The 13,713-nt window shown below is 65.1% G+C and carries 8 protein-coding genes; all 8 read left to right on the forward strand.

Features of this window, described 5'->3' with window-relative positions; genetic code table 11:
• Positions 1-313 precede the first annotated feature (313 nt).
• The 8 genes from MVA47_RS05120 (at position 314) to MVA47_RS27185 (ending at position 13,710) form a co-directional block, all read left to right on the forward strand.
• Positions 314-1,258: an alpha/beta hydrolase family protein gene (locus MVA47_RS05120; RefSeq protein WP_247206947.1), complete on the forward strand. Its 945-nt coding sequence runs from the start codon at positions 314-316 to the stop codon at positions 1,256-1,258.
• Between the two features lie 199 nt (positions 1,259-1,457).
• Positions 1,458-3,332 (forward strand): alpha/beta hydrolase-fold protein, encoded by a 1,875-nt coding sequence (locus tag MVA47_RS05125; protein ID WP_247206948.1) that lies wholly within the window; start codon positions 1,458-1,460, stop codon positions 3,330-3,332.
• 162 nt (positions 3,333-3,494) lie between these two features.
• On the forward strand, positions 3,495-4,019 hold the full coding sequence (locus MVA47_RS05130; RefSeq protein ID WP_062794747.1) for a DUF732 domain-containing protein: 525 nt from the start codon (positions 3,495-3,497) through the stop codon (positions 4,017-4,019).
• 34 nt (positions 4,020-4,053) lie between these two features.
• Positions 4,054-5,031, forward strand: a complete 978-nt coding sequence (locus MVA47_RS05135; protein ID WP_247206949.1) for a cutinase family protein — start codon at positions 4,054-4,056, stop codon at positions 5,029-5,031.
• Between the two features lie 126 nt (positions 5,032-5,157).
• A complete protein-coding gene (locus tag MVA47_RS05140; protein WP_023954845.1) occupies positions 5,158-6,153 on the forward strand; it encodes an LLM class F420-dependent oxidoreductase in 996 nt (331 codons plus the stop codon).
• Between the two features lie 318 nt (positions 6,154-6,471).
• On the forward strand, positions 6,472-8,370 hold the full coding sequence (gene fadD32, locus MVA47_RS05145; RefSeq protein WP_247206950.1) for a long-chain-fatty-acid--AMP ligase FadD32: 1,899 nt from the start codon (positions 6,472-6,474) through the stop codon (positions 8,368-8,370).
• A gap of 13 nt (positions 8,371-8,383) precedes the next feature.
• Positions 8,384-12,775, forward strand: coding sequence for a polyketide synthase Pks13 (gene pks13 / locus MVA47_RS05150; RefSeq protein ID WP_374474098.1), 4,392 nt, complete (start codon positions 8,384-8,386; stop codon positions 12,773-12,775).
• A complete protein-coding gene (locus MVA47_RS27185) occupies positions 12,745-13,710 on the forward strand; it encodes an alpha/beta fold hydrolase (RefSeq protein WP_374474103.1) in 966 nt (321 codons plus the stop codon). Before pks13 ends, MVA47_RS27185 begins: the two co-directional genes overlap by 31 nt.
• Positions 13,711-13,713 lie beyond the last annotated feature (3 nt).

The following is a 13,713-nucleotide window of genomic DNA, read 5'->3' on the forward strand; positions in this document are numbered from 1 at the left end:
CACGAATCTGTAACGCGGCGTTTCGCATGTCCGATAGACATGGAGAGCACAGATCTGGCCTGGTCAAGTGGCCAACCCAGGCCAGAGTGGAACCGGTCACAGGGTTTGTCAGCAGGCGATGCATCCAATAGGCTCCGTTCGGTTGCAGGACGGCATCGCCAGATGACCGCCCAGCTGTGTGGCACCTGAAAACTTTGGTGTTGATCAAGACCCTCGTGGCCGTGGTTCGAGATGGAACCAGACAAGGCCCCGCTGCTGGACAGAGAGAGAGTTGTATTCGATGCGCGTAAGCACACCGTCGAGGCGAGTGGGGATGGGCAGACGCCTCATCGCTGCTTTTGCCGCACTGGCGACCATTGCCGGAGTCGGGGTCGTTGCCGGCACCGGCACAGCCAACGCCTGGGGCACCGGAAACGGATTCCAGCAATGGAATGTCGATGGCTGTGGGATGCCGTCCGTGAAGGTTCGGTCCTGGTCGAAGCCCGGCAACTACAAGACGGTTGTGCTGCTGGACGGCCTGCGCGCGACGTACGACGTCAGCGGCTGGGAGCACGAGACCAATGTGCAGAACATGGTCAACAGCGGCGTCAACGTGGTCATGCCCGTCGGCGGACCCGCCAGCTTCTACAGCGACTGGAATGCGCCGAGCAACTTCAACCGCCAGCCGTACAAGTACATGTGGAACTGCGTCATCACCAACACCCTGGTCAAGGGCATGGACGCGCGTGGTCTCCGAGTCGGCCCCGGCGGCAAGTACGCCATCGCCGGCATCTCGATGGGCGGCAACGCCGCACTGGTCATCGGAGCCAACAACAAGCAGAACTACTCACACGCCTTCTCGATGTCGGGTTACCTCAACCTGTCCGCACCGGGCATGAAGTCGGCCATCCGCGTCGCCTTGCTCGATGCAAACGGCGGACCGTGGAACTCGGACAGCATGTGGGGCCCTCCGTGGAGCACTCGTTGGTACGACAACGACCCGTTTGTGCAGATCACCAAGATGCACGGACTGAAGGTTCGCGTCGGATCGGGTAGCGGTGTCCCGGGTGGCTACAACGTGGGCGACAACGCCGTCGGAATCGTCCAGGGCGTCCCGCTCGAGGTCTTGTCGCTGGCCCAGACCCGCGCGTTCGAGGTCCAGGCCTTCGTCAACCGCGTCAACCTCACCACCGACTACCCGGCCACCGGCACCCACAAGTGGGGCTACTGGCAGGACATGATGTGGCGAGCACTCCAGCAGGGCTGGTTCCGCGGATAACCACCGTGACATCCCTCTAGTCACAAAATTCACACCTGTCACAGGTGTGGCAACCTCAAAACAGAACGTCCTACGTGTAAGAAACACGTAGGACGTTCTGTTTTTGTCTGCCGGTCCGCCTTCATCCGGGCGCCGTCCGGTGACGAAGGGCTGCAGAGCTAGACCACAGTGGTGACGGTGACTTGAGGAGTAGAGGTACATGCGGCAGAGATTTGTGCGCGGCGCACTGGGACTGATGGCCGGCGCGGTATCCGTGTGCACAGTGCTGGGTATGTCCTCGACCGTTGCGGTCGCCGCCCCTGCGCCCCAGAGCCCTGCGGCACCTGCTGTGCAGGCGCCCGCCCTCCAGGCGCCGGCGCCGGTCCCAGGCGTCAAGATCACCAACACGTTCTGGTATTCCGACCGCCGGGTCGCCATGTGGGTGTACTCGCCCGCGATGGGCACCAACATCCAGGTGCAGTTGCTGCTCGCACGCGACTGGAACTATCGTCCGGCGAACAAGTTCCCGCAGATGTACATGCTCGACGGACTGCGGGCACAGGACGACCAGAACGGCTGGGTCCTCAACACCAACATCGAGGACTTCTACAAGGACAAGAACGTCAACGTTGTCCTGCCCGTCGGTGGTGAGTCGAGCTTCTACACAGACTGGGCCGAGCCGGACAACGGCAAGAACTACCAGTGGGAGACGTTCCTGACGAAGGAACTCCCACCGTTGCTGGAGAGCCAGTGGCGCTCCACCGACGTGCGTGGAGTCGAAGGGCTGTCGATGGGTGGCAGCGCCGCGATGATGCTCGCCGGCCGCAACCCGGGCTTCTTCAAGTTCGCCGCATCGTTCTCGGGCATCTTGCAGCTCAGTTCCTTCGGGATGCCGCAGGCGGTGCAGTTCGCGATGAACGACGCCGGTGGATACGACTCGAGCAAGATGTTCGGACCGCCGACCAACCCGGCGTGGAAGGAACACGACCCGTACCTGCTGGCCGACAAGCTCAAGGGCGTGAGCCTCTACGTCTCGTCCGGTAACGGCATGGTCGGTCAGTACGACACCCCATCGACCATCCCCTACCTCGCGACGAACTACGCGGGCGTGGGTCTCGAGGTGCTGTCGCGTGTCACCTCGCAGCAGTTCGCCAGCAAGCTGAACCAGCTCGGCGTCCCGGCCCAGGCGGTCTACCGCGCGTCGGGGACCCACACGTGGCCGTACTGGCAGTTCGAGATGCAGCAGGCGTGGCCGCAGGCCGCAGGTGCACTCGGACTCGGGGTCGACCGGCCGGCCTGCTCGACCGGTGGCGCGATCGCGCCCGTCTACAAGGCCAACAAGAAGGCACTCGAGGAGTGCCTGACCCCCGAATACGACGTGCCGGGCGGGCGGGCTCAGGACTTCCGCAACGGGCGGATCATCTGGTCGGCGAAGACCGGCGCCAAGGTGGTCGGCGGCGGAATCGGCGGCGCGTACGTGGCTGCCGGAGGACCGGGCGGGTGGCTCGGGTTCCCGACCAGTGACGAGCTCGCGACACCGGACCGGATCGGGCGCTTCAACCGCTTCCAGAACGGCAACATCTACTGGACCGCGAAGACCGGCGCACATGCCGTCGGCGGTGCGATCTTGGCCGACTGGGGCAAGGCCGGGTACGAACGTGGCCCGCTGAAGTACCCGACCGGGGACGAGATCGACACACCCAACAAGAAGGGTCGGGTGCAGGCGTTCCAGATCGGCGGCTACTACTGGACTCCGGCAAACGGTGCGCACTCGGTCCAGGGCAAGATCATGGACAAGTACGCCACGCTCGACTTCGAGGGCGGATGGCTCGGATTCCCGAAGACCAACGAGATCGGGTTGCGCGACGGCGGACGGTTCAACGCATTCGACGGCGGCAACATCTACTGGACGCCGGCCAAGGGTGCATTTGCCATCCCTCTCGGACCCATCTACGACGCGTGGGGCAAGGCCGGATTCGAGAACGGCAAGTTCGGCTATCCGGTCAGCGATCAGATGAACATCACCGGCGGTTACCGGGTGAACTTCGAACGCGGCGCCATCGAGGTCGTGAACGGGGTCGTCACCGCCAAGTGATTCCTCAGGTGCCTTCTGTAGCCTTGCGGAGGTATTCAGGGCGCAGAGCGCGAATCCCGGCGCGCAGCGCGGGGTGCCCGGGTCGGCCTGGCGGAGCGTTTTCGGTCCGTCGGCTCACCGGACCCCGCCGTGCCGCCCGGCGAGAAGACACAAGGAAGTGACATGACAGGCAACATCATTCGGGTTGTGACAGCGGGTGCGGCGCTGCTCATCACCGCAGCGCTCGCCACCGGTTGCGGCGACGATTCGACCGCGTCGGCGCCGACTGATTCGGTGAGCACCACCAGTAGTACGACGAGCGCCACCAGCAGCGCTGCGCCGTCGTCTGGCGCCTCGACGGCCACGTCGACCGAGGCGAGCAGCGACGGTCAGCCCGACGACACCCAGGGTCTTCCCGAGACGGGCCCGCCCTCAGCGAACGTGCCCGAGGGCGTCGACGAGAACGACAAGACCGAGGACTACCTCGCGGAGTTGAAGAAGCAGGGCGTCGAGTTCCCCAACGACCCCGACAACGCCATCGCGCTCAGTGCCGCCTCGGCGGTCTGCCAGGGCAAGGAACAGGGCGCCAGCCCGGCCGACATCAAGGTGATCGTGGTACCTCTGGTGGGCTCGGGCACCACCGACGAGGCCAAGGCACAGGCCAACGCCGACAAGGTGATCAAGGCCGCCGAAGCCAAGTACTGCTGACGGTCGCCGACATGACAACCACAAAGCGGCCGACATGACACGTAAGAAACGAAGTCGGGGACGCACGTTGCTGTTCGTGGTCCTCGGTCTGGGGATCCTCAGCGTCATCGCGGTGATCCTGGTGATCATCCTGGTCATCAACCTGCTTCGGCCCGACCCGGGGCAACCGGGTGGACCTTCCTCGTCACCGCCGTCGTCGGCTGCGCCGCGACCCACCGCGCAGCCCGCCGATTGCCCGGACGTCCAGGTGATCGTGGTGCCCGGTACATGGGAGTCGGCGTCGAACGATGACCCTTACAATCCGACCGCGAACCCGAACTCATTGATGCTCAAGGTGTCCGGGCCGCTCGCAGAGGAGTTCGACAGCTCGCGGGCCGACGTCTACACGGTGCCGTATGTGGCCCAGTTCCGGAATCCGACCGTGCTGACCGACCGCCAGATCGACTACAACACGTCACGGGCCGAGGGCACCAGCAAGGCCCGCGCCAAGATCACCGAGGTCAATCAGAAGTGTCCGCTCACGAGCTTCGTACTCATGGGCTTCTCGCAGGGAGCGGTCATCGCAGGGGACATCGCGGGTGAGATCGGTAACGGTCGGGGGCCGGTCGCTGCCGATCTCGTGGTGGGCGTCGGTCTGATCGCCGACGGTCGCCGTCAGCCGAATCAGGTGGAGACGGTGGGTCCCAACCCTCCCGGCGTCGGTGCGGAAATCGCTCTCGACATCCTGCCGATTCCCGGGATCGACCTGACCGGGCCACGCCCCGGCGGGTTCGGCGAACTCACCGACCGCACGTACTCCCTCTGTGCGCCAGGCGATCTGATCTGCGATGCACCCACCATCGCCAACCCGATCGAGGGCATCAGCAAGCTGATGGGTGCCGTCAACAACCCGGTACACGCGATGTACAACACCACGCGGTACTGGAATGACGATGGGCAGCCGGCCACGGAGTGGATGACGGGCTGGGCACGTGACGTGATCGACAAGGCGCCTTTCCCCAAGCACGAATGAGCCCGCCGGACCGGATCGAGCGCATTTTGCGCTGATCAGGTGCGGAAGTATCGTCTACTGCCGAGCCGGGCCCGTAAGGGTATGGGCGACGACCACCGGGCATGTTCGACAACCAGGAGACTTGCGATGACTTCAGCCGAGGCCGCACCGGGCCCCCGTAAGTTCCGGTTCGGAGCGGGTGGCGAGGGCAACCGTGACGAGGGTGGGGCGCGTAAGTTCGTCAAACTCGCGCAGACCGCCGAGGAGTACGGGTTCGACACGTTCGCCGTGCCCGACCATTTGGGCAACCAGGTGGGGCCGCTCGCGGCCCTCGGTGCACTCAGCCAAGCCACCGACCGGATCCGGCTTGCCACGTCGGTGCTGGCCAACGGTTACCGGCATCCGGCCCTGCTGGCCAAAGAGGCCACCACCATCGACGTGCTGTCCAAGGGCCGCCTGGAGCTGGGGATCGGCGCGGGCTGGATGAAGGAAGAGTTCGACAAGGCCGGTATCGAGTTCGAGTCGCCCGGCGTCCGGATCCGCAGGCTCGATGAGTCGCTGACCATCCTCGACGGACTCCTGCGCGGCGAGGAGGTCAACTTCTCCGGCGAGTTCTACAACATCAAGGGTCTGGTCGGCAGCCCCCGTCCGCGGCAGGGTCCCCGGCCTCCGATCGCGGTCGGCGGAGGTGGGCCGAAGATGCTGGCGCTCGCCGCCAAGCACGCCGACATCATCTCGGTCGCGACGGGCACCACGCCCGACGGCCGGCTGCGGTTGTCCGATATGACGATGGAGAAGACCATCGAGCGTGTGGACCGCATCAGGCAGGCCGCCGGCGACAGGTTCGACGAGATCGAACTCAACTGGACCATCGCCACGATCGTGATCACCGACGATCGCGAGGCGACCGCGGAGATGGCGCTGGCCGCACTCGACCAGGGTTATCCGCCGAATATCGCCATGGACGTCAAGTTGTCGGTCGACGACATCCTGGCCTCGCCGTACCTCGCTTTCGGGTCGTTCGAGCAGATCGCCGACCAGATCCGCGAGGTGCGCAGGCGAACGTCCATGTCGTATGTCGGGGTGTTCCCGACGCAGATGGATGCCTTCGCACCGATCATTCCGATACTCAAGGGCGAGTAGCCACATTCGTGGTCGCGAAAGCGTAGGTTGTCTCACGACCCGTACCCAAGGCGAGTGGTACTGGCCGGTAAGATGTGGAAGGTTTGGCTCGGGTCGGCGGCGACCGCGAGTCCTATTTGGCTTGACAAGAAAAGTAGGGAACGCTGTTGGAGACGAGGCGTGTGGCATCGATGGAGTACGTGGTGCCGCGCGCTGAGCTCGACCGTTCACAGGTGACGCAAGCCGAACACAAGGTGGATCACCCCGCGGGCGCACTGTCACGCAGGGCTGGTGACCAGATTTGTGTCAGGGGCGTCGAGGTCGCGATCAGGAGTACGAATGAACAACGAGTTTGACCAGTTCTTGGACGAGAACGGAAATCTGTTCTTCGACGACGACGTGACGCTGGTCGACTACGTGGAACGCAATGTCATCGAGCAGGCCGAGACGCTCGCGTACCGCTTCATGGACTACAGCCGCGAACGCGATGGCGAGCCGATCGACCTGACCTGGGCCGAGTTCGGCAAACGGCTTCGTGCCATCGCCGCGCGGCTGCAGCAGGTCACGCAGCCGGGCGACCGGGTGGCCATCCTGGCCCCGCAGTCGCTGGAGTACGTGATCGGCTTCTTCGGGTCGCTGTTCGCGGGCAACATCGCGGTTCCGCTGTTCTCGCCGGACGAGCCTGGTCACACCGACCGGCTCACCGCGGTGCTCGCCGACTGCAAGCCGAGTGTGATCCTCACCTCGACCAAATCGGCCGAGGCCGTCCGTGACTTCTTCAAGCCGTTGCCTGCCAAGGAACGCCCCCGTGTCATCGCCGTCGATGCCGTTCCCGATTCGGTCGGCGACACATGGGTCAAGCCGAAACCGGCCCTGCACGATGCGGCATATCTGCAGTACACCTCGGGTTCCACCCGGGTGCCTGCCGGCGTGGTCATCACCTATGAGTCGGTGGCCGCCAATGCACTGCAGATGATCGATGCGATCGAGTTCGACCACAACTCGCGCGGTGTCACGTGGCTGCCGATGTTCCACGACATGGGCCTGCTCACGGTCATCCTGCCCGCGCTGGGCGGCAAATACATCACCATCATGAGCCCGCAGGCGTTCGTCCGGCGGCCCGGCCGGTGGATCAAGGAACTGGCCGCCGTCGCCGATGGTGCCGACACGTTCGCCGCTGCCCCCAACTTCGCCTTCGAGCACGCCGCTGTGCGTGGCGTCCCGAAGCCCGGCGAGAAGCTCGACCTGAGCAACGTCATCGGCCTGATCAACGGCAGCGAGCCGGTGACCGTCAGCTCGATGAAAAAGTTCAACGAGGCCTTCGGTCCGTACGGACTCCCGAAGACCGCCATCAAGCCCTCGTATGGGATGGCAGAGGCCACGCTCTTCGTGTCGTCGACCAAACGCGAGAACGAGGCGAAGGTCATCTACGTCGATCGCACTGCCCTCAACGCGGGACAGTTCAAGCTGGTCGATCAGGATGCACCCGGCGCAGTGGCGCAGGTGTCGTGTGGACAGGTCTCGGTGAGCCAGTGGGCCGTGATCGTCGACTCCGAGACCGGTACCGAGCGTCCCGACGGCCACGTGGGTGAGATCTGGCTGCACGGGATGAACATCGGCCACGGATACTGGGGTCGTCCGGAGGAGACCGAGGAGACGTTCAACAACACCCTCACGGCGCCACTGCCCGAGGGCAGCCGGAGCATCGGCGCTCCCCAGGGCGCCAAGTGGATGAAGACCGGCGACTACGGCGTGTGGTTCGAGGACGAGCTGTACATCACCGGACGCGTCAAGGACCTGGTGATCGTCGACGGCCGCAACCACTACCCGCAGGACCTGGAGTTCTCGGCGCAGGAGGCCAGCCCGGCTCTGCGGCCCGGCTTCGTCGCCGCGTTCGCAGTACCTGCCAACGAACTGCCCGAGGTGGTGTTCCAGAACTCCGCCAGCGGCCTCAAGTTCGACGCGGACGACGCATCCGAGCAGTTGGTGATCGTCGCCGAGCGTGGACCGGGCAAGAAGGTCGACCCGCAAGAGGTGGCCGACACCGTGCGCGCCACGATCGCCCAGCGGCACGGTGTGATGGCACGGGACGTGCTGATGGTTCCGGCTGGCTCGATCCCACGTACCTCCAGCGGCAAGATCGCCCGGCGGGCATGTAAGGCGGCGTACATCGACGGAACTCTGCGCGGTGGTTACCAGCAGACGGCGTTCCCCGATGCGCCACACGAGAATCAATAGTCTGGACTACCCGATGCCTGAACTGAACAGTTCGACGAATGAGCCCCTGAACTCCGAGGACAAGCTGCCGGGGTCGAGTTTTGGTCCGGGAGACAGTAGTGGCGACGGCGAGTTGGATGTGTCACCGGTTGGTTCGTCGACCGATTCAGGCGAAGAACGGCAGAACGACGAGAAGGCCGGTGACCTGACGGTCTCGGAGCTTCGGGAGTGGCTGCGGCAGTGGGTCTCCGACACGACCGGACTGCCGGTCGACCAGGTCTCCGACGACCGGCCGATGGAAGAGTTCGGTCTGTCCTCGCGCGACGCGGTTGCGTTGTCGGGCGACATCGAGGACAAGACCGGCATCATCCTGACCGCCACCGTGGCGTACCAGCATCCGACGATCGCGTCGCTGGCCAAGCGCATCATCGAGGGCGACCCGGATGCGGGCCGCGAGGACGATGACGACGACGACCTGTACAACCGCACGCGGGGCCCGAACGACGACATCGCGATCGTCGGAGTGGCAACACGTTTCCCGAAGGCGGGCCACACCCCGGAATCCACGTGGGACCTGCTGATCAACGGTGGCGACGGCGTCAGCGACCTCCCCGAGGATCGCTGGACCGAGTTCAAGTCGGATCCGCGGATCGCCAAGGTGCTCGACGAGGCCAACCTCAAGGGCGGCTACCTCGACGACGTCAAGGGCTTCGACGCCGACTTCTTCCAGATGTCGCCGCGCGAGGTCGAGATGGTGGACCCGCAGCAACGCCTCGCACTCGAATTAACTTGGGAGGCACTCGAACACGCGCACATCCCGGCCAGCGACCTCAAGGGCGGCCAGGTCGGTGTGTTCATCGGCAGCTCCACCAACGACTACCAGATGCTGGCGGTCTCCGATCCCGAAGGCGCCGGCGAAACCGCCGCGTATGCTCTGACGGGTACCTCCACTTCCATTGTGGCGGGACGGGTTTCGTACTATTTCGATTTCCGCGGACCGTCCATCGCACTCGACACCGCATGCTCCTCGTCGCTGGTCGCGGTGCACCAGGCAGTGCGCAGCCTGCGCAGCGGCGAGTCCGATGTCGCTCTCGCAGGCGGTGTGAACATGCTGATCACCCCGGCCGCGACGCTGGGGTTCGACTCAGTGGGTGTGCAGTCCAAAGACGGTTACATCAAGGCGTTCTCGTCCGATGCCGACGGCATGATCCGCGCCGAGGGTGGCGGACTCGTTGTGCTGAAACGACTTTCCGATGCCCGCCGCGACGGTGACAACGTGCTCGCGGTGGTCGCGGGATCGGCCGTCAACTCCGACGGGCGCTCCAACGGCCTGCCTGCCCCGAATCCCGAGGCGCAGGTTCAGGTGCTGCGCAGCGCCTACATCGACGCTGCCATCAATCCGCGCGACGTCGACTACATCGAGGCGCACGGTACGGGGACCATTCTCGGCGACCCCATCGAGGCAGACGCACTCGGTCGTGTGGTCGGCAAGGGCCGCGATGCGGACAAGCCGACGCTGCTCGGCTCGGCGAAGACGAACTTCGGCCATCTCGAAGCCGGTGCTGGTGCCGCAGGCCTGATCAAGCTGATCCTTGCCCTCCAAGAGGACAAGCTCCCGCCGTCGCTGCACTACGCGGGCCCCAACCCCTACATCCAGTTCGACGCGTTGCGGCTCAGTGTGGTCACCGAGCCGGCTGATTGGCCCAGGTACTCGGGCCGCGCCATCGCGGGTGTCTCGGGATTCGGGTTCGGCGGCACCAACGCCCATGTGGTGGTCCGAGAGGTGACGCCAGAAGACCTGAGGGAACCCGTCGCCGAGGTCATCGACGAGCCGGTTGCCGCCCAGTCGACGGTCGCCGACTTCCTCGACGAAGACGACGACCTCGACGAGTTCCTCACCGAAGCCGAACGCGCCGCGCTGGGCCAGCTCGCGGCCACACCGGCGAAAACCGAAGAGCCCCAAGCCGAAGAGGACCCGGTAGAAGGATTCGCGCCGTGCCGGGCCGAGGGTTCGGTTGTCCCGCTGGTGGTCTCGGGATTCCTCCCGTCGCGTCGACGCAAGACCGCCGCCGACCTCGCCGACTGGCTCGAGACCGATGCTGCCAAGAACACGCCGCTCGTGGACATCGGGCGGGCCCTGGCACATCGAAACCATGGGCGTACCCGGTCGGTGGTGATGGCCCGCACGCACGAGGACGCGCTCAAGGGCATGCGGGCGGTCGCGGACAACAAGAACAGCCCGCTCGTGTTCAACTGTGACTCACCGGATTCGGCGTCGCCCGTGTGGCTGTTGTCGGGCTTCGGTTCGCAGCACCGCAAGATGGGCAAGCAGCTCTACACCGAGAACCCGGTGTTCGCCGCGGCGGTGGACAAGGTCGACAAGCTGATCGTCGACGAGCTCGGCTACTCGATCGTCGAGCAGTTCCTCGACGATTCGGTGGCCTACGAGATCGAGACGTCGCAGATCGGGATCTTCACCATCCAGATCGGCCTGGCCGAGTTGCTCCGCCACCACGGTGCGGATGCCGGTGTGGTGGTCGGACATTCGATGGGGGAGGCGGCAGGCGCCTACATCACCGGCGGTCTGTCCCTCGAGGACGCCGTCCGGGTCATCTGCCAGCGGTCGCGGCTGATGGGTGAGGCCGAGGCCCAGCTGACCGGCGATGACATCCGGCTGATGGCTCTGGTGGAGTACAGCGCCGACGACATCACCGGTGTGCTCGCCGACTACCCCGATCTCGAGATCTGTGTGTACGCAGCACCCACCCACACCGTCATCGGCGGTCCTGAACCGCAGGTCGACGCCATCGTGGCGCGGGCCGAGAGCGAGGGCAAGCTCGGGCGAAAACTCGCCACGAAGGGTGCCAGCCACACGTCCCAGACCGACCCGTTGCTGGGTGAACTCGCCTACGAGCTCACCGGTATCGAGCCGCAGTCGCCGAAGATCGGTTTCTACAGCTCGGTCGATCGCGAGACCTTCTACCGGCCGGGCAGCGAGCCGGTGCACGCCGTGGAGTACTGGACCAAGGGCCTCCGGCACAGCGTGTGGTTCTCCCAGGCTGTCGCCAAGGCCGTCGAGAACGGGCACACCACCTTCCTCGAACTGTCGCCGAACCCCGCGGTACTGATCTCGGTTGCCGCAGTGACCTTTTCCGTCGGCATCCACAACGCCGAGCTGATCGAGACGTTGCGCCGCAAGGAAGACGAGAGCCACGGCGTGATCAACGCGCTGATGAAGCTCTACGTGCACGGTCATGCGGTCGACGTCGGATCATTGTTCGGGAAGGGCGATTTCGCCGAGATCCCGCGGACCCGGTTCGAACGCAAGCCGTACTGGCTGACCGCGAACATCTCGGCCGGGTCGGGCGATTCCAGGATTCCGGGATCGCACGTGGCCCTCCCCGACGGCCGCCACGTCTGGCAGGTGGCCGCGTCGGCGGCATCGGACCTCACCGAACTCGTCAGAGTTGCCGCGTCGCAAGTGCTTTCCGATGTACAGGTGACGGCGGTGCTCCCGCACGGTGAGCCGGTGGGCGCCTCCACGCTGACCACCACCTTGGCACCTCACCCGGGTGGCGGGGCGCTGCAAGTGCATGCTGCCGAAGGCGATTCGTTCCGGTTGCTGCTCGACGCCGTGGTGGTCTCCGGTGGACCGGCGCCTGCCGCCGTTCAGACGGCGCCCGCCACCGCGCCTGTGACGGCCGAGCAGTCCGGGTTCGTCGACAACACGCTTGTGACCGAACCTGAGATCAGCGATGAGATCGGCGCCCGGTGGGATCCGGCCTCCGGTGAGACCATCGACGATCGACTGGCGCAGATCGTCGCAGAGTCGATGGGTTACGAGGCCGAGGATCTGCCTCGTGAGATCCCGCTGATCGAGCTGGGTCTGGATTCGTTGATGGCCATGCGCATCAAGAACCGTGCGGAGTGGGAGTTCGACATCCCGCAGCTGCAGCTGCAGGCGATGCGCGACGCCAACCTCCAAGACGTGGTCAAGTTCGTCACCTACGCAGTCGAGCACCGTGACGAGGTGGAGGCGCTGGCCGCCGATGCTGCGGGCAAGGGTGAATTGGACACCGCTGCACTGGCTGAGCTGATCAACTCCGCAGGAACCAAGACCGACGAACCCCAGCCTGCCGAGCCCCAGGCCGAAGCGCTTCTCGAAGCACCTGCACCCGAAGAGGCTGTCGCCGGAGCGGATTCGGCGCCTGTCCCGGCTCAGCGGGCACCGGCACAAGCCCCGGCCGACACGAAGGCCAACCTGCAGAACGCGGCAGCGGTCGCTGCCGCGGCCGGTGCTGACGTCCCACCGCGAGATGCCGCCGAGCGTCTCACCTTCGGCGTGTGGGCCGTGGTCACCGGAAAGTCTGCCGGCGGCATCTTCAACCCCTCCCGGTGCTCGACGACGAGACCGCGGAGAAGCTGACGGCGCGGTTGTCCGAACGTGCGGGCGGTGAGCTCGACATCGAGGACGTGATCGACGCCGACAACATCGAGACGATGTCGAACTACGTGCGTGAGCATCTCGAGGGTGGTCTGGTGGACGGCTTCGTCCGCTACCTCCGGACCCCCGAGAACTCAGACCGCACACCGGTGCTGGTGTTCCACCCGGCCGGTGGCTCCACCGCCGCGTACGAGCCGCTGCTCAAGCGACTGCCCGAGGACGTCCCGGTCATCGGATTCGACCGCGTCGAGGGGACCATCGAAGAACGGGTCCGCCAGTACTACCCGAAGCTGCGCGAGATCCAACCAACCGGCCCGTACGTGCTGGTGGGCTGGTCTCTCGGCGGCGCCCTGGCATACGGATGCGCGCAGGTACTCGTCGATGCCGGTGAAGAGGTCTCGTTTGTCGGCCTGATCGATGTGGTGCGCCCGGCCGAACCGGTCGAGGACACCCCGGAGACCAAGCGTGCCCGCCTCGAGCGGTACCTGGACTTCGCCAAGCGCACCTACGGTCTCGACGATGTGCCGATCCCGATGGACCGCCTGGTGGAGGCCGACGACGACGGCCAGTTCAAGATCATCATGGAGATGCTGGCGATGAGTGACGCCAAGATCCCTGGTGGCATCATCGAACATCAGCGCACCAGCTTCCTCGACAACCGTGCGCTGTCGACGGTGGAACCCTCGCGCTACGACGGCAAGGTGGTTCTCTACCGAGCCGACAAGATGCATGATGGCGCAATCGAACTCGAACCGCAGTGGGCAAAGATCGATGAAGACGGAAGGTGGGGAGAGGTGGTCGACGATCTCGAGATCATCCACGTCGGAGGCGACCACCTGGCGATCATCGACGAACCCTACATCGGAAAAATCGGTGCCGATCTGACCGCACGGTTGGAAGAGCTCGCAAGAAAGTGACCC

It is taken from the genome of Williamsia sp. DF01-3 (assembly GCF_023051145.1).
GTDB lineage: Bacteria > Actinomycetota > Actinomycetes > Mycobacteriales > Mycobacteriaceae > Williamsia.